This window comes from Chryseobacterium rhizoplanae (genome assembly GCF_900182655.1).
Classification (GTDB): Bacteria; Bacteroidota; Bacteroidia; order Flavobacteriales; family Weeksellaceae; genus Chryseobacterium; species Chryseobacterium rhizoplanae.
In genome coordinates, this window is record NZ_FXTC01000008.1 from 24,036 (window position 1) to 44,820 (window position 20,785).

The 20,785-nt window shown below is 36.8% G+C and carries 20 protein-coding genes; 4 read left to right on the plus strand and 16 right to left on the minus strand.

The features are described from left to right. Positions 1-53: 53 nt before the first annotated feature. Positions 54-890, plus strand: a complete 837-nt coding sequence (gene lgt, locus FN817_RS16815; RefSeq protein WP_142718953.1) for a prolipoprotein diacylglyceryl transferase — start codon at positions 54-56, stop codon at positions 888-890. Positions 891-966: 76 nt separating this feature from the next. Here lgt and FN817_RS16820 read toward each other — a convergent pair whose 3' ends face one another. Beyond that, positions 967-1,722, minus strand: a complete 756-nt coding sequence (locus FN817_RS16820; RefSeq protein ID WP_142718954.1) for an SDR family oxidoreductase — start codon at positions 1,720-1,722, stop codon at positions 967-969. A gap of 723 nt (positions 1,723-2,445) precedes the next feature. On the opposite strand from FN817_RS16820, the gene FN817_RS16825 reads away from it, so the two are divergent. Further along, positions 2,446-2,868 (plus strand): cold shock domain-containing protein, encoded by a 423-nt coding sequence (locus tag FN817_RS16825; protein ID WP_047420468.1) that lies wholly within the window; start codon positions 2,446-2,448, stop codon positions 2,866-2,868. A 251-nt stretch (positions 2,869-3,119) separates the two neighbouring features. On the opposite strand, the gene FN817_RS16830 is transcribed toward FN817_RS16825, so the two are convergent. The 8 genes from FN817_RS16830 to queG form a co-directional block, all read right to left on the minus strand. Next, positions 3,120-4,571 carry a TolC family protein gene (locus FN817_RS16830; protein ID WP_142718955.1) on the minus strand — a complete coding sequence of 484 codons (1,452 nt, stop codon included), beginning with the start codon at positions 4,569-4,571 and terminating at the stop codon, positions 3,120-3,122. Beyond that, positions 4,552-7,674, minus strand: coding sequence for an efflux RND transporter permease subunit (locus FN817_RS16835; RefSeq protein WP_142718956.1), 3,123 nt, complete (start codon positions 7,672-7,674; stop codon positions 4,552-4,554). Before FN817_RS16835 ends, FN817_RS16830 begins: the two co-directional genes overlap by 20 nt. Positions 7,675-7,702: 28 nt before the next feature. Beyond that, positions 7,703-8,791 carry an efflux RND transporter periplasmic adaptor subunit gene (locus FN817_RS16840; RefSeq protein WP_142718957.1) on the minus strand — a complete coding sequence of 363 codons (1,089 nt, stop codon included), beginning with the start codon at positions 8,789-8,791 and terminating at the stop codon, positions 7,703-7,705. A 60-nt stretch (positions 8,792-8,851) separates the two neighbouring features. Next, positions 8,852-9,184, minus strand: coding sequence for a hypothetical protein (locus tag FN817_RS16845; protein ID WP_142718958.1), 333 nt, complete (start codon positions 9,182-9,184; stop codon positions 8,852-8,854). A gap of 305 nt (positions 9,185-9,489) precedes the next feature. Next, complete coding sequence (locus tag FN817_RS16850) at positions 9,490-9,942, minus strand: SRPBCC family protein (protein WP_142718959.1); 453 nt, start codon at positions 9,940-9,942, stop codon at positions 9,490-9,492. 46 nt (positions 9,943-9,988) lie between these two features. Beyond that, a complete protein-coding gene (locus FN817_RS16855; protein ID WP_142718960.1) occupies positions 9,989-10,636 on the minus strand; it encodes a murein L,D-transpeptidase catalytic domain-containing protein in 648 nt (215 codons plus the stop codon). 3 nt (positions 10,637-10,639) lie between these two features. Further along, entirely contained in the window at positions 10,640-11,323 is a 684-nt protein-coding gene (locus FN817_RS16860; protein ID WP_142718961.1) for a TIGR02117 family protein, read from the minus strand. Between the two features lie 358 nt (positions 11,324-11,681). Beyond that, complete coding sequence (queG, locus tag FN817_RS16865; RefSeq protein WP_142718962.1) at positions 11,682-12,620, minus strand: tRNA epoxyqueuosine(34) reductase QueG; 939 nt, start codon at positions 12,618-12,620, stop codon at positions 11,682-11,684. Positions 12,621-12,795: 175 nt separating this feature from the next. Between queG and FN817_RS16870 the strand changes: the two genes are divergently transcribed. Continuing rightward, on the plus strand, positions 12,796-13,095 hold the full coding sequence (locus FN817_RS16870) for a rhodanese-like domain-containing protein (protein ID WP_047420452.1): 300 nt from the start codon (positions 12,796-12,798) through the stop codon (positions 13,093-13,095). Between the two features lie 28 nt (positions 13,096-13,123). Then, positions 13,124-13,741 (plus strand): HD domain-containing protein, encoded by a 618-nt coding sequence (locus FN817_RS16875; protein ID WP_142718963.1) that lies wholly within the window; start codon positions 13,124-13,126, stop codon positions 13,739-13,741. Between the two features lie 93 nt (positions 13,742-13,834). On the opposite strand, the gene FN817_RS16880 is transcribed toward FN817_RS16875, so the two are convergent. The 7 genes from FN817_RS16880 to FN817_RS16910 all read right to left on the minus strand — a co-directional run bounded on the left by FN817_RS16880 (position 13,835) and on the right by FN817_RS16910 (position 20,781). Further along, positions 13,835-14,605 (minus strand): alpha/beta fold hydrolase, encoded by a 771-nt coding sequence (locus FN817_RS16880; RefSeq protein ID WP_142718964.1) that lies wholly within the window; start codon positions 14,603-14,605, stop codon positions 13,835-13,837. 14 nt (positions 14,606-14,619) lie between these two features. After that, positions 14,620-15,609 carry an NAD(P)H-dependent flavin oxidoreductase gene (locus FN817_RS16885; RefSeq protein WP_228451588.1) on the minus strand — a complete coding sequence of 330 codons (990 nt, stop codon included), beginning with the start codon at positions 15,607-15,609 and terminating at the stop codon, positions 14,620-14,622. A 136-nt stretch (positions 15,610-15,745) separates the two neighbouring features. Beyond that, positions 15,746-17,113, minus strand: coding sequence for a peptidylprolyl isomerase (locus tag FN817_RS16890; protein WP_047420445.1), 1,368 nt, complete (start codon positions 17,111-17,113; stop codon positions 15,746-15,748). An 86-nt stretch (positions 17,114-17,199) separates the two neighbouring features. Then, a complete protein-coding gene (locus FN817_RS16895; protein WP_142718965.1) occupies positions 17,200-18,123 on the minus strand; it encodes a PfkB family carbohydrate kinase in 924 nt (307 codons plus the stop codon). Positions 18,124-18,150: 27 nt separating this feature from the next. Continuing rightward, on the minus strand, positions 18,151-18,708 hold the full coding sequence (gene gldD, locus FN817_RS16900) for a gliding motility lipoprotein GldD (RefSeq protein ID WP_142718966.1): 558 nt from the start codon (positions 18,706-18,708) through the stop codon (positions 18,151-18,153). A gap of 44 nt (positions 18,709-18,752) precedes the next feature. Continuing rightward, entirely contained in the window at positions 18,753-19,787 is a 1,035-nt protein-coding gene (mutY, locus tag FN817_RS16905) for an A/G-specific adenine glycosylase (protein WP_142718967.1), read from the minus strand. Positions 19,788-19,935: 148 nt separating this feature from the next. After that, positions 19,936-20,781, minus strand: a complete 846-nt coding sequence (locus tag FN817_RS16910) for a hypothetical protein (protein ID WP_142718968.1) — start codon at positions 20,779-20,781, stop codon at positions 19,936-19,938. Positions 20,782-20,785 lie beyond the last annotated feature (4 nt).

Consider the following 20,785-nt stretch of genomic DNA (forward strand, 5'->3'; position numbering starts at 1 on the left):
ACCGAAATACGTCCATCCGGTCCGGAAATTCCTATTTTATTATCTTTGCAGGAATGAATTTATTATATATCAACTGGGATGTGAATCCCGAAATCGTCAATATTCTTGGATTTCCTTTAAAATATTACGGACTGCTATTTCTTACAGGACTGGTTTTATGTTTAAATATTTTAAAACGTATTTACAAAAAAGAAGGTCTTAGTTCGCAGGCTCATGAAGCTTTATTTTCCTATGCATTGATAGGAATTCTACTGGGCGCCAGACTTGGACACTGTCTTTTTTATGATTTTGATTATTATTCTCAACATCCTCTTGAAATCTTATTACCGATTCAAAAGGGAGTGGACGGAACCTACCACTTTACAGGATTTGCAGGACTTGCGAGTCATGGTGGTGGTATCGGATTGGTGATCATGCTGCTTATCTATGCGAGAAAATTTTCTATCCCGTTCATGACAATTTTAGATGCTATAGCGATTGTGCTTCCGTTGGGTGGTACTTTTATAAGGCTTGCCAATCTGATGAATTCTGAAATCATAGGAGTTCCTACGGATCTTCCATGGGCTTTTGTATTTCGCCAGGTAGATGATCTTCCGAGACATCCTGCCCAGCTTTATGAAGCGATCTCTTATTTTATTATTTTCCTTTCTGTGTATTTTATTTACAAGAAAAACATATTTAAAATCGGAAGAGGGTTTTATTTCGGAATCAGTATTCTGCTGATCTTCATCATGAGAATTCTGATTGAGTTCATCAAGGTAGACCAGGTAGAATTCGAGCACGGAATGAGTCTGAATATGGGACAACTTTTAAGTATTCCTTTTGTTCTTCTGGGCTTATTCTTTATCATCAAAAGTATAATGGAAAAAGGAAAGGTAAAAACCATTTAATTTCTGATTTCTTTAAAATAAAAACTCACTGAAAGCTGTTTTCAGTGAGTTTCTTTTTAATAGATCATCTAATGAATTATCTTGTTGTATATCCTCCGTTAGCAAAGATCGTCTGCCCGGTAATCCACCAGCCTTCTGTTACCAGAAATTCTACCAGAGGAGCGATATCTTTAATATCTGTAAGTCCTCCTAATGCGGATGCAGATTTATGATAAGCAACGGCATCATCTGTTTCCTGTCCATAGAAGAAAGGTGTATCCATTGGGCCGGGTGCTACAGCAGTTACAGAAATTCCTCTTGCTCCGAATTCTTTGGAAGCAGCTCTTGTAAAATGCTCTACGGGTGCTTTTGCGCCTGCATAAGTAGAATACAATCCTGTGTAAGCAGCCAGTAATGATGTAACAATGGTACAGATTTTCCCATGATCGTTCAGTTTTTTACCGGCTTCCTGTAAAAAGAAATAAGCCGATTTTGAATTGACATTGAACATGGTATCGTATTCTGCTTCTGTAGTCTCTGAAAATGGTTTTTTAAGTACCATTCCCACCGTATTGATTGCAATATCAATCCCTCCGAAACGGGAAATTGCTTCATCAAAGAATTTGGTAATATTATCTACCTGGGTAAGGTCTCCCTGGAACAAAAAAGCCTCTGCTCCTAGCGCCTGTACCTCAGCAAGGGTTTTCTCGCTATCTGCTCTAGAGCTTTCACTATTATAATGTATTGCCAGTTTTGCTCCTTTCTGTGCAAAATCTCTACTTAACAGTCCTCCAAGGTTTTTACCTCCTCCGGCAATTAAAACAACTTTTCCTTTTACATTTTGTGTTGACATCGATTTTATTTTTAAATGTTAATAAGGCAAAGATGAATAATAAAAACGGTCTCAACATGGTGAAGTTTTCGGAAATTTTAAAGAAAAAGGTATTATTCTGATTCTAATTTAAACGAAAGACAAAAACATTTATATTTTTTTATATAAACAACATTTTTTAATAGAATGCTATTTACCAGCCAGATATGACCTGAAACAAGCATCATATATTAAACAAAGCCTTATAATTCACTATTCCGCATCAATTTTAGGCATAACATTTGATACTTTCACAGCCATATTATACACCACTTCATTTTTATAATATATTTTTTTATAATCCTCAGTATTCTGAGGATTTTTTTTATGCACTTATTCTGACTCACATTATCGTCTTACACTCAGACTATAAAGGTATCTCGGTAAATCTGTTGTAAAACCATTTCTGATAATCAATCATTTAAAACCTGATAATTCATTTTATTGTTGTATATTTGTACATTAAATAACCAAGTCAATACTTTGTTTTCTGTAACGACCCGAATATTTTTATTCAGTCTTTGCTTTTTGAGCAGCCATATTTTAAACTTTTATTCTTCTACTAAGAACAATACTTGTCGGAATTTTAAAGCTCTGTATGATTGGGAAAATCTAAAACAGAAAACATAGACAGGCTTTATAGGGGTCTAAAACAGACCAGATTGAACCAATTAATTTATAGAAACTAAATACTAAAAATAATTTATGGCAGATTCTTTTTCTAAAAAGGAAAATTTCAAGAAAAAAATTCAAAAGCAAAAAGAAAAGGCGCTAAGACGCGAAGAACGTAAAACGAACAACAACAAAGGAGCTGAGGATGTCTTCATGTATGTAGACGAATTCGGAAGATTAACTTCTACTCCACCTGAACAAAGACAGGAAGTAAACCTTGATGATATTCAACTGGGTGCTGCTCCTATTATTGAGGAAGATCCAAGAAAAACAGGAATTGTTACTTTCCTTAGTGAAAAAGGATACGGTTTCATCACTGAAGACAATTCTAAAGAAAATATCTTCTTCCACAACAACAACTGTGTGGAACCGGTAAAAAAAGGAAACAAGGTATCTTTCGAAAAAGAGAAGTCTCCTAAAGGATTCTCCGCTGTTGAAATTCAGATTGTTAAATAATATGTACTTATAAAATGTTTTCTGCGGTACAAGCAGATTCGTTTTAAACCATATACAAAGAGACTGCCCTATTGGGACAGTCTCTTTTTTTGGAACATATAAAAAAAAGTTAACTCAACTTATATAAAGTTAGAATCTAACGCAATATCCTTTAATTACCTCCATTCCCATTACGGGAACCCGTAGAACAGCGTTAAAATATAAAAGAAGCTGCCTAAAAGACAGCTTCCTTCATCGTAAAAAAGTAAAAATTAATCCAGCTTCCCGCCCAGCGCTTTAAATAGCAGGACGTTATTTCTGGTATTCTGGTGCTGGAACTGTAATAAATCCAGTTCAGCAGTCAGTTTGCTCTTCTGAGAGTTGATCAGCTCAAAATAATTGGCATATCCTGTCAGATAGAGATCGTTGGAAACCTCCACACCACGGTCCAGGAAACCTACTTCTTCTGATTTCAGCTTCAAAACCCGTTCATAGATCTTAGTCTGTTTCAGAATCGACTGGAGCTCGTTAAAAGCAGTCGTAATACTTTTCTGGTAGTTCAAAAAAGCAATTTCCTGCTCTTTACTCGCTACTTTGAATTCATACTTCAACTGTCCTTTATTAAAAACAGGTACCATCAATCCACCCAACAATTGCCCAGCCAATGAACTTGGTTTAAAGAATGTTTCTACAGAAAAAGAATTGAGTCCGAAACCAGCTCCAAGATCAATCTTAGGATAAAAAGCAGCTCTTGCAGCCTTTGCGTCAGCCTGTGAAGCTTCTAAAACATAATAGTTTGCCGCTACATCAGGTCTGGAATGGATAACTCCTTCCACATTAATAGTTTTATTTAAGACTTCCATATTGGTAGGCATCAATATTTTTCCACGTTTTACCTCTCCACCGTAGCTTCCTGTCAACGTAGTAATTGCCTGTTCCACTGTAACAATTTCTACCCTTATATGTTCAATCTCTGCCAGCCAATTGTTATTCTGTGCTTTGAACTGCTGTACAGCCAATTCTGTAGCTTTTCCTACTTCACGCTGGGCCAGAACAATCTCAAATGCTCTTTGCTGAAGGTTGTAATTCTTCTGGTAAATGGCAAGACGGTTGTCTAAAGCCACCAGCTGGTAATATAGATTGGCAATGTCCGTAAAAAGTTCTACCTGCAACAACCTCAATCCTTCTGTGGAAGCCAGATACTTCTTCTGGGCAGCAATCTTTTTATTTTTCAGTTTGCCCCACGCATCAATTTCCCAGCTGCTTCTTGCTCCCAGCCAGTAATTAGGGGTAAAATCCCTGTTAATTTTCTGGTTTTCCGTAATATTGGGAGAAAGGTTGGTATCATAGTTTCCAACTCCTTCCATTGTATATTTTCCGTATCGGTCGCCGGAAGCCTGTACTCCCACTTCAAGGGAAGGCAGTAAATCCATTTTTGATCTTTGAAGGAAACTGTTGGCAATTTCCACTCTTTGCTGCGCAATCTGGAAATCCGGATTTGCCTGTACTACTTTATCAAAAAGTTCGAGCAGCAGCGGATCTGTAAAGTAAGCCTTCAGGTTGATCTGCTGAAATTCATCCGAATTTTTATTTTTATCTGTTTTGATCAGTTCATTCGGTAATTCCTGGGCTTTTTTCAATTCGGTTACTTTGGGAACAGCGCATGAAACCAGGCTTAGTGAGGCAATTCCGTATATTATAGTTCTATGATTTAATCTTTTCATCTTTCTTCTTATTTTCAAGTTTTGCAAAGAATATATACAGTCCCGGAATCACAACCAATCCGAAGATAGTTCCTATCAGCATTCCTCCTGCCGCTGCCGTACCAATGGAGCGATTACCTATGGCTCCTGCTCCTGATGCAATACATAATGGAATAAGTCCCGCTACAAATGCAAAAGAGGTCATCAGAATAGGTCTCAGACGCTGTCTTGCCCCTTCAATCGCAGCCGGAATGATATCAAATCCCTGTTTGTTTCTTGCCACCGCAAATTCCACAATCAGAATGGCATTTTTAGCCAGAAGTCCGATCAGCATGACCAATGCCACCTGGGCGTAAATATTGTTATCTAACCCCGCAAGTACCAATGCGATATAGGAACCGAAGATCCCCGTTGGAAGACTTAATAATACCGGCATCGGAAGAAGGAAACTTTCGTATTGCGCCGCCAGCAAAAGATAGACGAATAAAAGGCAGATCGCGAAAATGTAAACAGTCTGGTTTCCTGATAAGATTTCTTCTCTTGTCATCCCTGACCATTCAACATCAAATCCTCTTGGCAGTGTTTCTTTGGCAACACGCTCTACGGCAGCAATGGCATCTCCCGAGCTGTAACCGTCTGCAGGTTCTCCATTAATCATCGCAGACATATACATATTGTACCTCGTCAGTACTTCGGGTCCGTACACTTTTTCAATAGTGATGAAGGTAGAGAACGGAACCATTTCGCCTTTATCATTTTTTAAATATAAATTCAGAATACTTTCAGGGGTATCTCTATGCTCCGGACTCGCCTGTACCATCACTTTATACATCTGACTGAAACGGATAAAATTCGTAGCATAATAGGACCCCAGCATTGTCTGTAAGGTAGACATTGCATTGTCTACGGAAACTCCTTTCTTCGCTGCCATATCATAATCCACATTGATCATATATTGCGGGAAAGTAGCATCAAAACTGGTAAAACTGTTCTGTAATTCAGGAGATTCATTGAGTTTTTTAACAAAGTCCTTAGTAATTTTATCTGTGTTCTCAATGGTTCCTCCGGTTCTGTCAAGCAAACGCAGTTCAAAACCACTGGTATTACCGAATCCGGGAACTGTAGGCGGCGCAAAAATCTCAATCTGGGCATCAGCAATGCTTTTTGTTTTGTCAGAAAGCTCTGTAATCAGATCATTCACGGAAATATTTCTTTCTTTCCAGTCTTTAAGATTAATCATCGCCATTCCGTATGATGAACCTGCGATTTCCGTTACGATACTGTAACCAGCAAGAGTGGTTACGTTTTCAACTCCTTTAATCTTCTTGGCAATAACGGTCACTTCATCAAGGACTTTTTCAGTTCTTTCCACTGTTGCTCCCTGTGGAGTGGTCACACTTACATATACCATTCCCTGATCTTCCATGGGAATAAATCCGGTTGGCAGAAATTTGCTGGTCACAAAAGTCAATCCAACGAATAAAAACAACAGTCCAAAAGTAACTGTAGTTCTTGTCGCAAATTTTGATAAAATATTTACATAGCCATTAGTCAGCCTTTCAAAACCTGTATTGAAACTCTGGAAAGCTCTGTCAATGATGGTTTTCTTTTTATCATGATGGTGAGGTTTTAAAATAATTGCACAAAGCGCTGGTGTAAGCGTCAATGCATTCACTCCGGAAATCACAATACTGATTGCCAGTGTCAATGAAAACTGACGATAGAATACCCCTACCGGACCATCAAGAAATGCCACAGGAATAAATACAGCTGACATTACAATGGTAATAGCGACTACCGCTCCCGCAATTTCTTTGGTTGCACTGATGGTTGCATCCATGGCATTCATTCCTTCTTCCATTTTGACATGGACGGCTTCAACGACGACAATGGCATTATCGACCACAATTCCAATGGCAAGAACCAATGCAAACAATGTTAAAAGGTTGACAGAGAAATCAAGCGTATTCATGAAGGCAAAAGTTCCTACAAGCGCTACCGGAACAGCCAGCACAGGAATCAATGTGGAACGCCAGTCCTGAAGGAAGATAAATACCACAATTCCTACCAGAATAAAGGCTTCGATAAGAGTTGTCAGTACCGCACTGATGGAAGCGTCCAGGAATCTGGAAACATCATAAGCCATGTTGTACTCCATTCCGGGTGGGAAAGATGTGACTTTTAATTCTTCCATCTTTGTCTTTACACTTTCAATCACCTCGGAAGCATTGGAGCCCGGACGTTGTTTCATCATAATAGATGCAGAGGGTCTTCCGTCTGTTTTGGAAACCATTCCGTAGTTCATCGCTCCGAATTCAACTTTAGCAATATCTTTAAGCTTTAAAATGGTTCCGTCAACATCAGATCTGATGGGAACTTCTTCATATTGTTTAGGCTCAAAAAACTTCCCTTTATATTTGATCACATATTGAAGCTGGCTGGAAGTTTTCCCTGATGTTTCTCCTACTTTCCCAGGTGCTGCAGAAATATTCTGTTTTTGTAGTGAGGTAATCACTTCATCCGCAGAGATATTGTAAGCGGCCATTTTCTGTGGGTCCAGCCATACTCTCATCGAATATTCTTTCTGCCCCATGATCTCGGCTCGTCCCACTCCATCAATACGTTTCAGTTCCTGAAGTACATTAATATCCGTAAAGTTATAGATGAACTGCTCATCCTGGCTTGGGTCTGTACTCGTGATGTTGAGGTACATCAGCATACTGTTCACCTCTTTTTCAGTGGTAACTCCGGCCCTTATCACTTCTTCAGGAAGTTCATCCAAAATTGTTGTTACTCTATTCTGAACGTTTACCGCCGCTACATCAGGATCTGTTCCTACTTCAAAGAACACCTGAATAAGGGTAAGACCGTCGTTGGATGTTACTGTTGACATATACGTCATTCCCGGTACCCCATTGATTGCCCTTTCGAGAGGAAGAGCTACTGCATTGGCAGATACTTCGGCATTCGCTCCTGTATATTTTGCCGTAACCGTTACTGAAGGTGGTACGATGTCCGGAAACTGGGTAATAGGCATCTTTAATAAAGCCATTATTCCCAGCAGTACAAATAATATGGAAATAACCAACGAAAGAACCTTTCGTCTTATAAACATTTCTACCATAGTCAATAGATTTAAAGATTATGAAAGGTTAATACTTCTTTTTGATTCTGATAATATCACCGTCTTTCAAAGACTGAGTGCCTTCATAAATGATTAAATCTCCTTTCTTAAGACCGCTTTCTACCATATAAGAATCCCTTAAGGTAGTTCCGATCTTAATGCTGGTCATTTTCACTTTATTCTGTTTATCCACTACAAAAACATAGGTCTTATCCTGAATGGAAAAGGTTGATTTTTGAGGGATAAGAATTGCATTATTCTGTTGCTCGGAAATAATAAGCTTTCCGGAAGTTCCGTGTTTGATCAGACGGTCCGGATTCGGGAACAGTACTTTATAACGGATAGAACCCGTGGCTCTGTCGATTTCCCCTTCAGCGGTTTTCAAAGCTCCGTTGAACTGGTAATTGACTCCGTTTGGCAGTGTCAGTTCTATCTTTTGGTGACTTCCGATCTTATCGTTGGCCAAAAGCTCAAAATATAGGTTTTCAGGGATTGAGAAATACGCATATACTTCATTCAGCTGAGACAGTGTAGTCAGCAACGTACCATTTTCCACCAAACTTCCATCTTTATGAGGAATCACGTCAATGACCCCATCAAAAGGCGCCGTAATCCTTGTAAAGCTTATTTTCTGAAGAACGGTTCTCTTTTCAGCATCGGCAAAAGCATGTTTTGCTTTAGCGGAAGACAGCTTTGCCTTCACCATTTCCAGCTCGTTGTTGGCCACAAATTTTTTAGCATGAAGACTCTGAATCTGTTTCAGTTCTACTTCTGCAATACGAACATCAGCTTCTGTCTGCTTTAATGCCGCATTGGCTTTCAGAAGTTCCATCTGCAGCTCGGCATCATTGATTTTAAATAAAGCCTGCCCCTGATGCACAAATTGTCCCTCATTCACATAAATATGCTGTATAATACCTCCGATTCTGGAACGCATCTCAACATTCTTTTTAGCCTGGATATCAGTGACAAACTGGTTGCTCACCAAAGTATCTTTTTCTTTGATTTCCAGTACGGGAACTTCTTTGTCTTTTTTATTATTTTTCTCCTTGTCTTTACTGCATGACACAGCGAATAATGTTGCCAAAAGGCAAATTATTACAGTTTTAAAATACATTTTTAAATGTTTAAGTTATAAAATTTTTGTTAAAATAATCTGATTTTCAATAACTTAAACTTAGTACAACTGGAGGAGATGGAGAAAGGATTTAACTCCACAAATAGTAGATACAGCAATCTCCGGAAGGGTGATTTTCGGAATAACTTTTAAAATTCCTGAAAAATCCGCAATTGCAGGATCACTTTTTTTGACGGAATGTTTTACAATTTTGGCAGCAGCAGGCAATGCATGCGTGTTCATATCTGCCTCTTCGTAAACATCCAGAAGATAAATATTGGTTACATGGGGAACGTGAGGAACATTCTGCAATGATTTTTCTGCCCAATTCGAATTGAAAAGGGTAAAAACCAGCATGATATAAAATAAGAAAAATGACCTCAGACCTGCCATGTCAACCAGAACACATTTAGTTTTTTAGTAAAAACGATATATTGCAAAAATAGTGATTTCTACTGGGAAATACGGTCATTGAATTGTTAAAAAAACTTAAACAATGGATGAATAATTCCAATTATTGGAATGTAGATTTCTATGGGATGACAAACAGAACGTTAGATTTATCCATAGTATTTGTCATTTGTGGAAATCTAGATAAAATCATTAGGTTTCGGCTAAAGCCAATGAAGTTTTGATTATTATTTTAAACGGGCTTCCTTCGTCTAAGCTCAGGATTATAACCCGTTTCTATTGAATAGCTAGAACAATTTACTCAAAACCCGAAAACGGTAATCAAAGATATGATCCAATTTCTTTTTAACGAAAAGACGATGGGCAATTTCGCCTAGAAATCCCATGGGAAGTTCATAATCTATGGTATCTTTCATCAGAACGCCGTCTTCATTGGGAATAAATTCATGATGGTGGTTCCACAATTTGTAGGGACCTTTTTTCTGAAAATCAATAAAGCTTTTTTGGAAGTCTACATGGGTAATCTCCGTCTGCCATTTCATTTTAATACCAAACAATGGTGAAACATAATAGTCGATGAGCATTCCTTCGTAGATTTCATCATCTTCCATTTCCGTCAATACAATAAAACCCATGTCTTTTGGGGTGATTTCTGAAAGGTTATTGGCTGAAGAGAAGAATTTCCAGGCGGTTTCTATATCACAATTGAGCTGTTGTTCGCGGAAAAGGGTATGTTTCATAAGAAGGAATCAGTTAACACGATTGTTATGAAACAAAGTTAAAGATTTAATTATAGATCCACATCAGTACAGGTTTTCCCGACTTTTGAATCATCGGATCAATTTCCTTCATAGCATTGTTGGAAACGGTAGGACAGCCCCATCCTTCAGGTGATCCTTTTGGAAAGACTTCATCATCACTCATCATATCCCAGGAATGAAAAACAATAAACCTTTTTAAGGCATTGCTGTTTGTTTCTTCAAAGCCGTGCATCAGGTATTTTATGTTGATTCCCCAGTCGCTGTACCCTCTTCCTTCAAGCTTATATTTTCCTAAGGATGAAAGGTGGCTTCCATCCTCATTACTGAATCCCGGATTTGTTTTAGAATCATCCTTACTCCATGAATTGGAGCCACAGCCATGGCCAACCAGATATTTTTTTGAGATTTTATTCTTTTTAAAATCCCACACAAAAAAGCGGTTCACCCCGGAATGGAGACTCATATCGATAAGGATACAGAAATCATTATTAAGATCCTTTGAATTACAGAACCTCAATGCTTCCTCAGCTTTTATTTTTATTCTGGAAAGGTCAGCATCAGGTTTTTTTTCAGCCACAGCAGGTATTTCAGCAGTATGAGTGATACTGTTTTTTTTCTCCTGAGCACAGGAAAACAACCAGAGAGTGATGAAAAACAGATAACTCCTCTTCATAAACTATTTATAGTGCTGGAAAATCCCGAAATCTGACGGAGTCCAAAGGGCCGCTTTCTGACCAGCAGCCTTTAAAGCATTATTCGACCATGTATTGCATGTATAAAGAAAGCTATAGGTACCTTTTGCGTCATAAAAGGCATCATTATCACCATATACAGCGTTTGTAGGAATCAGTATGAAATTACCGTTCTGATCCCTGTCAAACTTATCTTCAACAAATTTTACCAGATTTTCATACTGGCTTCTGCTGATCATGATCATTTTACAATCGTCACCTTCTTTCATGGTATTATAATAAGTACAGTGCATAGCAGAATCACTTAGCCAGAATGCAGCTTTCACCGCTGTTGAAAACTTCAGGTCAGCCCAGGTAGGCGTATCAAGATAAAATCCTTTGTCACCCCAGCCTATTCCGATATACTGATAATCTGTTTTTTTTGATTTTGTATTGGCAAAAGGAATTTTCAGGCTCCAGTCCTGCAGATCATTTTTTACAGGCATAACTATATCTGTATGCACTCCGTTGGTATAGATATAAATCGGAATTTCTTTCTTCTGTCCATCATCTTTAGCCGAAACCGGAATATAGGGAATCAGCAATCCGAGAATTACATAAATTACCACAATTCCTAAAATAATTCCTACCACTTTCAGGAGATACATTAATATAGTTTTCACCGTCATGTTTTAATAAAATTTAATCTTTAATTTTTAGTAAAAGTATTTGTTTTAATCGAAAAATTAGCTATATTTAGTTACGAAATATTCACAAATATGCGTAAAACTATCAAATCCCAAAAAAGGTTTAAAGTAAGAGTAAAAACTGCTCCTAAAAGAATACAAAAAAAACGTTGATTTTCGGTGAGATTCTGATCTCCTGAAAATCAATTTTTCTTTATAGGAAAGGTTTTTCAAGTAACTTATTGGTATAAATCTTTACCTCCTTAAAGCCAAAAATTTAAGGAATGGTCGACTATCAGCTCTGGTTTGGAACTTCAAAAAATTCCAAAAGAGGGATTGTCACCAAAAGTTCAGAGAAAAATCAGTCAGAAGATTTCTGTAAAAACTCAATATTTCTCTTCAGACCTGCAAATTTGGTCCTTTTCACGGGGGACTTCCTGAAGATTTCTGAGAAAATTTCCTGGGTAAGTTCCTTCCATTCTCCTTTTTTGAAGTTTTTCAACGCTTCATTGGGTTGGAAACGGCTTTGTTTATTAGGCGCTGAGAACCTGTTCCAGGGACAAACATCCTGGCAGATATCACAACCAAACATCCAGTCTTCCATTTTATCTTTAAAATAATCAGGAATTTCATTTTTTAGCTCGATGGTTGCATAAGAAATACAACGGCTTCCGTCAATAATTTTCTCAGAAACAATAGCATCTGTAGGGCATGCATCAATACATTTTCTGCAGCTTCCGCAATGATCTGTGGTTGCATGATCAGGAATCAGTTCCAAATCACAGATAATTTCAGCCAGAAAATAAAAAGAACCGCTTTGTTTGGTAATGAGGTTTGCATTTTTTCCAACCCAGCCAATTCCTGATTTTCTGGCCCAGCTTCTTTCCATAATAGGTGCAGAATCTACAAAAACACGAAATCCGAACTCCCCTATTTCCTCCTGCAGCTCTGCAACCATCTCCCGGAGAATCTCCTTGATTACCTCATGATAATCTTCTGCATAGGCATATTTTGAGATTTTGTAATTTTCTAAAATTGAAATTTTTTCCTCGGGAAAGTAGTTGTATGAAAGTGAAATAACAGATTTGGAGCCCTCAACCAAAAGTCGGGGATCAAGTCTTTTATCGAAATGATTTTCCATATACTTCATTTCGCCGTTATAATTGTTCTTCAGCCATTTTTCAAGATGAGGAGCATCTTCCTCCAGAAAATCAGCTTTGGAAATGCCACAACTCTGGAATCCAAAACTTTTTGCTTTGGACTTGATCAGTTGGGAATATTTTTCAGCGCCTGCATTCATAATTTCACACTGCAAAATTAAGATTATTTTATCAATCTTCTGATTTCTGTGGAGATTCGTCTGAACTCCTGTTCCTGCCCTGCTTCTTTTCTGAAAAATTATGTTTTCATTAGGATTTTTTTCAAAAAAAAATTGCGTAATTTCGTTTCTAATTTAATGTTTAAACCCAACAACTATGTCTTTAATAGAAGTAATACAATCCGGAAACTATGAATTAATAGACGTTCGTGAGCCAATGGAGCTTGAAATGGACGGTAATATAGATGGTGCTAAGAATATTCCTCTAGGTGAAGTAGAAGACAGACAGGATGAAATTCTATCTGTTGAAAAACCAGTAATCTTATTCTGCAGAAGCGGAAACAGAAGTGGAAAAGCATTGGATTATCTTAATGCTCAAGGATTAAAAGACGGTTATAACGGTGGAGGCTGGGCTGAGCTGAAGGCTGTTCTGGAAGCAAATCAGGGAACTTTTTAAAAGTTCCTTTTTTTATCCCTTTATTTCTATGAATCTGAAAAATCAATTTGACCAGCTTTGCGCTCCGTTTACAGAAGATCAGCAATTAATCCGTGATCTGTGGGTGGAAATTGAAACCAGATACTCTGAAAAAGGCAGGCATTATCATAATCTTCTTCATCTTGAAAATATGTTTAAAGAGCTAGAAGCCGTGAAAAGTAATATCTCAGATTTTACAGCTCTTTCTTTTTCAGTATTTTACCATGACGTTATCTACGATGCAACTTCCAAAACTAATGAAGAGAAAAGTGCTTCCAAAGCAGAAAAAAGACTTGCAGAATTTCATTTAGATAAAAATAAGATTTCCATAATTTCAGAGCAGATCTTAGCAACAAAATCCCATCAACGATCTGATCATGAAGATACCAATTATCTTTTAGATGCTGATCTTTCTGTTTTGGGAAAAGATTTTATAACTTATTTAGAATATACTCAAAATATCAGAAAAGAATATTCCATTTATCCTGACTTCCTTTATAAGCCGGGACGGAAAAAAGTACTCAGACATTTTCTGGAACTTGAAAGTATCTTTAAAACAGATTATTTTAAGCAGAAATATGAAGCCCAGGCAAAGGAAAATATTGCTGGAGAACTCCGACTGCTGTAATTGAAAGGGATATTATTTAATTTTTCCCTTTTTAAATTAATAAGACACCCATTGAAAGGTGCCTTATTTTATATTGTGCAGAAAGTTTCTGATTTAAGAATTTTCTTTAATAAATGCTTCAGCTTTGCCCAACACCAGTTCAGGAACTTCTTTATGCGGCGTATGCCCGATATTAGGAATAATATATTTTTCAGCACTCCCGCTCACCTGGGTAATTGTTTTTTCTACCTGATCCAATGTTCCGTATTCATCGGCTTCTCCCTGTATAAATAATAATGGAGTCACGATATTTTTCAACAGATATTCAATATTCCAGCTTCTGTAATCTTCACGCGTCCAGGTCTCAGTCCAGGCCTTGAAAAGCATTTCTACTTTATCTCCATGGTATTTCTGTAAACGTTCGGGAAGATTGGTTGTTTTGTAAGCTTCCCAGGCATCATATACTCCTTTTAAAGTAATTTCTTCAACAAATATATGTCCTGCTTCACAGATAACGGCTTTTACTCTTTCAGGATATTTGGCAGCGGTAATTAAGGCTATTGTTCCTCCATCGCTGTGCCCGAAAAGAATTACATTATCAATGTTCATTTCAGCCAGTAAACTGTTTAGTATATCTGCTTCCAGCTCCATATAATTCACCGGTCTTTCATGAGTAGACAGCGGATTTGATTTTCCATAGCCCAAACGGTCATATGCCAGAGTGTTGCATTGTGTGGTTTCGGATAATTTGGCCGGAAAATCTCTCCACAGCTGTACTGATCCTAATGAATCATGCAGAAAAATAATGGTAGGTCTGTCTTCAAACGGATTATTATGTTCTATATATAATTTTTTACCCTTTACATCAATTATTCTTCCCTCCATTGAATAAATTATATTTAAAAAGTTGGCATTTTTGTTTCTTCAAATTCTTTTAACAGGTGACTGAAAACAGTTTCCACAGGAAGAACTTCATCAATCAATGCAGAAACCTGACCAATTTCCAGCTCACCATCTTCCATATCTCCTTCAAACATTCCGCGTTTTGCTCTGGCTCTTCCCAATGAGGCAACCAAGGCATCTTTATTTCTTCCGATCTGATAGATATCTTCCAGCTCACTGAAAAATTTATTTTTAACCATTCTTACAGGTGCCAGCTCCTTCAAAGTAAGATGGGTATCTCCTTCCTGCAGTTCTGTGATTTTCTTTTTCCAGTTTTCATGGGCACTGGCTTCCGTAGTGGCGGCAAAACGGGATCCGATCTGTACACCATCTGCTCCAAGAATCATTGCTGCTTTGATCTGTGAACCCAAGGCAATTCCTCCCGCAGCAATTAACGGCTTAGAAATATGTTTCTTTACATTCGGAATCAAACAGAATGTTGTTGTTTCATCTCTTCCGTTGTGGCCGCCTGCTTCAAAACCTTCTGCAACAATAGCATCTACTCCTGCATCTTCACATTTTACAGCAAATTTAGTTGAGGAAACTACGTGCGCTACTTTTATTCCTTCTTTCTGAAGGGTTTCCGTATACGTTTTCGGGTTACCTGCTGATGTAAATACAATCTTCACTCCTTCTTCAAGAATGATCTGAATGATTTCTTCAATATTAGGGTATAACATCGGCACATTTACCCCGAAAGGTTTATCTGTAGCCTGTTTGCATTTCTGGATATTTTCTCTCAGAATATCAGGATACATACTTCCTGCTCCAATTAAGCCCAAACCACCACAATTGGAAACCGCAGAAGCGAGCCTCCATCCGGAATGCCAGATCATACCTGCCTGGATAATGGGATATTTAATATTAAAAAGGGTTGAAATTCTATTTTGGGTAGCCACCATGTCATGAAGTTTTTTTGCAGCGTTAAAATCTATAAAATTGCTCATGTGTAAAAATACTAAAAACAACGGTTTTCAAGAGAATATGCAGTGATATTTTCATTAAGAATTTGAATGCAGCTTAAGCAATCATCTTAGATAAAAGGCATAAAAAAAACCTTCAGAAGTTCTGAAGGTTTTCATTTTATTTTGCTATGGATTGTTTCTTCCAGTTAGACTTAAAGCTACAATTGTCGTAACGTCCGTCAATAGATATAAAAGTTGTCGGTAACTTAGAGTTGACAAACTTTTCAACCATTTCACTTTTCTTTTTATTCAGTGCCATCTGCTTGATTCTGCTGAAGTCTGTTTCCAGTGTAATCTGGTGAGAAGGAATCACATCTTCAATTTTAATGATCTTGATCTGCTTTCTTTTGTTTTCTTCATCTTCAAAAGCTGTAGTAATGTCTCCTTTGTTCAATCCTGCCAATTCGTAGCTGATTGTTCCCGGAATACTTTCTCTTTCAATTTTGTCAGAACCATCTGCTCCGGGAATTACCCCTGCGTTGAATTTTGTTCTTTTATCATCCGAGAATTTAAAAGCAGCATCTTTAAATGTCATTTTACCATTCACGATAAGACCTCTGATACTGTCTAGTTTTGCTTTTGCAGTTTTAAGCTCATCATCAGTAGGTACAGCTTTTAGCAGGATATGTCTTGCATCATACACTTTACCTGATCTTTTCAGCAACTGGATAATGTGGAATCCGAATTCTGATTCGATAGGATCTGAAATTTCATTTTCCTGAAGGTTCAGTGCAGCAGCCTCGAATGGCTTCACCATCTGCCCTTTATTGATATTTTTATATAAACCTCCGTTAGCAGCCGATCCTTCATCTTCAGAATAAATTCTGGCCTGGCTCTCAAAAGTTTCCCCTCCAAGAATATCCTGCTTGATCTTTTTTAATCTGTTGATAAGCTCTTGTTTGTGTGCTTCCGTTAAGGTAGGATAGATCATAATCTGAGCTAAAGTAACTTCATCTTTTACCTGTGGCAGCTGTGATTTATACATATTATAGAAGTCAGTTACCTCATTTGGAGTTACGTCTGCTTTATCAGTAACTCTCTGGTATTTTGCCTGTCCGTAATACTGGTCAGTATCTATCTTTTCGATAGCATTTTTCATTTCATAAGCGTTTCTGAACTTATAAGCGGCAAGCAATGTTTTTTCATCCGGAAATTGAGAAAGCAACTGACGGTATTTTGCGTTAGCCTGTTCTTTGATTGCTGCAGAACGGTTTTCAATTAAGGTATCTTTTTTTGCTTCATATACAAGAAGCTTGTTGCTGATAAGGTTTTCCAGGAACTCACATTTGTCTGTGTTGGCAGCTCCCTGCTGTTTTCCATAATTCATTTGCTCAAGTACATCAGATTCCAAAACAATCTCATCCCCGATAACAGCTGCAATACCATCCACCAAATCTCCTTGTTTTAGCTGGGCATTCATCATATTTGAAGAGAATATCATGATGAAAATCCCAAGGAGAAAAGTGATTTTTAGTTTATTTGTCATTTTACTATTTTAACAAGTTGCAAATTTAGAATTCTTAACGAATTTCACTCAATTTTTTATTATAAATATTTCTTAAAAAGACTTATTTACTGCAGTTCAACATCAAAAGTCGTTAATTCTTTAAATTGTCTCAATCTGCTGAACATATCTGCTTCGCTTACTTCCTCTATTCTTTCTGTTCCGAACTTCTCTACAGTGAATGAAGCCATGGCAGATCCTACGATAAGAGCCGATTTCATGGTATCGAAATCTATTTTCTCTTTTTTAGCAAGATAAGCCGCAAAACCTCCTGCAAAAGTATCTCCGGCTCCTGTTGGATCGAAAACATCTTCTAACGGAAGTGCCGGGATAGCAAATACTTTATTATCATGGAAAAGTAAAGCTCCGTGTTCACCTTTTTTGATGATCACATATTCAGGTCCCATTGTATGAATCTTTTTAGCTGCTTTCACCAGAGAATATTCTCCAGAAAGCTGTCTTGCCTCTTCATCATTGATCGTAATTACGTCTGTTTTCGCAATCATATCCATTAAGATATCCCATGCAGAATCCATCCAGAAATTCATGGTATCAAGAATAACCAGTTTCGGACGGTTGTTCATTTTTTCAAGTACGGATAACTGAACTCCAGGGTGTAGGTTTCCAAGTAACAAAATTTCGGCATCCTGCATTGAATCCGGGATTTTCGGATCAAAATTCTCCAGCACATTTACTTCTGTAGCCAAAGTATCTCTTGTGTTCAGATCATTGTGGTATTTTCCAGACCAGAAGAAAGTTTTTCCTTCTTTTACGATTTCAATTCCTTCGATATTTACATCTCTGTCTGTGAACATATCAAGATGTTCTTGTGGAAAGTCTCCTCCTACTACAGAAACAATTCCGGATTTAACGCCTAAAATTGATGAAGTGATTCCGATATAAGTGGCAGCACCTCCTAAAATTTTGTCCGTTTTACCAAATGGTGTTTCAATTGCATCAAATGCAACACTTCCTACAACTAAAAGTTTCATATATTTTTCAATGTATATTAAAAGTAATTATTTTTTCCATTCAAAAGTGTCCAGCATGTGTTTCATATCATTTTTGATATAGTTCACTGCAGGCGCAAGAGAATCCGGTTTCGGTCTCGTATTAAAGTATAAGTAAGCAGTAACGAAGTGTTTCGTACTGTCTGTAATGTAAAACTGAAGGTTGGAAGCACTCTGCCCTTTCAGCTCATAGAAGTTCCCGTATACTTTCTTTTCAGGGTATTCAAAGGATTTTGTATCTATAGAACTGGCTTTGATGGTATGCTCATATACCATTTTTTCAGCTTCTTTGATGTGGTCTGCAAAGTCGTTTTGTATCGGGTAATAGGTAACGAAAAGCTTTGCTTTCATTTTAGGGTAATTCACATAGAACCAGCAAGGTTTTTTAGCCGGTGCAATAGTAGCAAAGTCCGAATACTCAAAGGTATAGGCACAATCGTTTTCAAACTTTTGGTATTTCGGTGCAGGATATTCAAGACGCAGCTCTCCATAAGGCTTTGGTGAAGGATCTTTTCCACATGAAATTAAAAGCAGTGATACAAAAATAAAAATGACTTTTTTAATCATTTTGCAAAAGTACAAATTAGATTTCAGATTTCAGAAGACAAATTTCAGTCTTTCAGAGAGTTTTGAATGTAATTTTCCAAAGGCTTCGGAAACGATTTTTCGTGAGAGCCTTCAACATCTGTAATCAGGTATTGATTTTCAGCAATAAAATCATTCCATATCTTTTGTGAAGTAACCTCAACATTCAATATTTCAATGCTTAAATTCTTATGAGTAAGTTTATGAGCAACCGTTTTTGAACCTGTTATGAATGGTTCCATATCCGAAGAAATGGCTGCAGGAAACTCAAATAACTTCTTCCATATGAAGTCATCTGCTCTCTGACGGATCAGAAACTGGCCGTTTCTATGAACAAAATAATAGGTCAGAGCAAGATCTTCCGCTTTTACTTTTTTTGTTTTTACAGGATAGTCTGAAATTTTCTGCATAGCAAATGCCAGACAGTCTTCATTGATGGGACATTCTCCACACAATGGATTTTTGGGTTTACAGATTTCTGACCCTATATCCATCATGGCCTGGTTAAAATCACCCACATTTTCCGGCATCACCAAAGCAGCCAGCTCAGAAAAATAGGTAAAAGCTCTTGAATTAGAAATATCAAAATCATCAGCAAAAAGGCGGCTCAGAACACGGTAAAAATTCCCGTCAACAGCAGGCATTTTCCCGCCAAAACATATGCTTGAAACGGCTGCTGCTGTATATTTCCCAACTCCTTTAAGTTTTAAAATTTCTTCGTATTGTTCAGGAAAGACGCCGTGATAATCATTCATGATCTGCCGGGCAGCTTTATGGATATTGATCGCTCTGGAATAATAGCCTAATCCCTTCCAATACAACAGCACTTCATTTTCTTCAGCTTCTGCCAACGTTTTTACGTCCGGAAATCTTTTAATAAAATTATTATAATGATTCAATCCTTGATTGATCCTTGTCTGCTGAAATACAATTTCACAGATCCAGATTTTGTACGGATCTTTTGTCTGTCTGAAAGGCAGATCTCTTGCATTATTTTTATACCATTCCAGGATTTTGCTGCCAACGTGTGGAAATTCTGAGGCTGTTTTATTTTTTTCCAAAAACCAATCTTGTTTTAAATCATTGAAGAGATAATTTTCTCTTCCTCTTTAACATTATTTTCAATGTTGCAAAGATAGGCTTATTTTATTTTTTTACCTGTTTTGATTTTTAAAACAGATTTTTGCATCTGTTCCATGAAAAATAGATTTATGGAGAAAATATCCTGACTATGAATCCGTTATTATATAATTTTATTTTTTCAACAGGCCCATCTGGAGAAATATTCCATTCTTTATTTCTAACACCATCACTATATTCACCATCCATCCATACAGATTTATTATAATCAAAAGAATATCTTTTTTCTTCCCAATGTCCATTTTTCAGATGATTTTTAATAGTCCCCTTTATCTGATAATCATATATATTATCTTCATTTTCACCCCAATTTCTATTTATCTGTTTATTATCAGTAGTAAAATAATCTAAAAACATATTCTCAGCTACTAGATATTGAAAATGATTGTAGTCTTTTTTATCCTTTTGTAAAATAATGTTTAGAACATTGCCATTATTAATTTTTGAATACCTTTTATAAAGTTCTTCAGAGAATTGATTTTCATAAACAATAATAGAAGAATTATCTCTAGTATTTACTTCTAAATTACTTACCGTTAGCAGAATGGATTCGTAATTTGCATCCTCATATTTTATTTTAATACAATATGAATTAAAACTCATATTATTGATAATATATTTTTTATAATTATAAATTTTTATAAAATTTTCATTGTCTGGTAAAAGTGCATCCCATATATAAGGTCTCTCAAAATCTCTTTCTAAAGCTTGTTTATAGAACTGTATAATTTTTTTTCTCATTGAATCAGTAATTTCTTGACCAATAGATGAGTTATCTATTGATGTGAAATCTAGATTTTCATTTTGAATTTGAGATATGTTGACTTTTGATTGAATTTTAAGGAATTCTTTTTTCTCTTCACCCTTACAAGAAATGATGATTAATATGATAATCACTAAAAATAGATTTTTCATAAAT

Bases quoted from the DNA above. Each gene is read 5' to 3' on its own strand.
- FN817_RS16825 (WP_047420468.1), top strand. From the start codon at position 2,446: ATGGCAGATTCTTTTTCTAAAAAGGAAAATTTCAAGAAAAAAATTCAA.
- FN817_RS16845 (WP_142718958.1), bottom strand. From the start codon at position 9,184: ATGGCAGGTCTGAGGTCATTTTTCTTATTTTATATCATGCTGGTTTTT.
- FN817_RS16890 (WP_047420445.1), bottom strand. From the start codon at position 17,113: ATGACAAATAAACTAAAAATCACTTTTCTCCTTGGGATTTTCATCATG.
- FN817_RS16840 (WP_142718957.1), bottom strand. From the start codon at position 8,791: ATGTATTTTAAAACTGTAATAATTTGCCTTTTGGCAACATTATTCGCT.
- lgt (WP_142718953.1), top strand. From the start codon at position 54: ATGAATTTATTATATATCAACTGGGATGTGAATCCCGAAATCGTCAAT.
- FN817_RS16870 (WP_047420452.1), top strand. From the start codon at position 12,796: ATGTCTTTAATAGAAGTAATACAATCCGGAAACTATGAATTAATAGAC.
- FN817_RS16860 (WP_142718961.1), bottom strand. From the start codon at position 11,323: ATGACGGTGAAAACTATATTAATGTATCTCCTGAAAGTGGTAGGAATT.
- FN817_RS16875 (WP_142718963.1), top strand. From the start codon at position 13,124: ATGAATCTGAAAAATCAATTTGACCAGCTTTGCGCTCCGTTTACAGAA.
- FN817_RS16850 (WP_142718959.1), bottom strand. From the start codon at position 9,942: ATGAAACATACCCTTTTCCGCGAACAACAGCTCAATTGTGATATAGAA.
- FN817_RS16880 (WP_142718964.1), bottom strand. From the start codon at position 14,605: ATGGAGGGAAGAATAATTGATGTAAAGGGTAAAAAATTATATATAGAA.
- FN817_RS16855 (WP_142718960.1), bottom strand. From the start codon at position 10,636: ATGAAGAGGAGTTATCTGTTTTTCATCACTCTCTGGTTGTTTTCCTGT.
- queG (WP_142718962.1), bottom strand. From the start codon at position 12,620: ATGAATGCAGGCGCTGAAAAATATTCCCAACTGATCAAGTCCAAAGCA.
- FN817_RS16895 (WP_142718965.1), bottom strand. From the start codon at position 18,123: ATGAAACTTTTAGTTGTAGGAAGTGTTGCATTTGATGCAATTGAAACA.
- FN817_RS16910 (WP_142718968.1), bottom strand. From the start codon at position 20,781: ATGAAAAATCTATTTTTAGTGATTATCATATTAATCATCATTTCTTGT.
- FN817_RS16885 (WP_228451588.1), bottom strand. From the start codon at position 15,609: ATGAGCAATTTTATAGATTTTAACGCTGCAAAAAAACTTCATGACATG.
- FN817_RS16820 (WP_142718954.1), bottom strand. From the start codon at position 1,722: ATGTCAACACAAAATGTAAAAGGAAAAGTTGTTTTAATTGCCGGAGGA.
- gldD (WP_142718966.1), bottom strand. From the start codon at position 18,708: ATGATTAAAAAAGTCATTTTTATTTTTGTATCACTGCTTTTAATTTCA.
- FN817_RS16830 (WP_142718955.1), bottom strand. From the start codon at position 4,571: ATGAAAAGATTAAATCATAGAACTATAATATACGGAATTGCCTCACTA.
- FN817_RS16835 (WP_142718956.1), bottom strand. From the start codon at position 7,674: ATGGTAGAAATGTTTATAAGACGAAAGGTTCTTTCGTTGGTTATTTCC.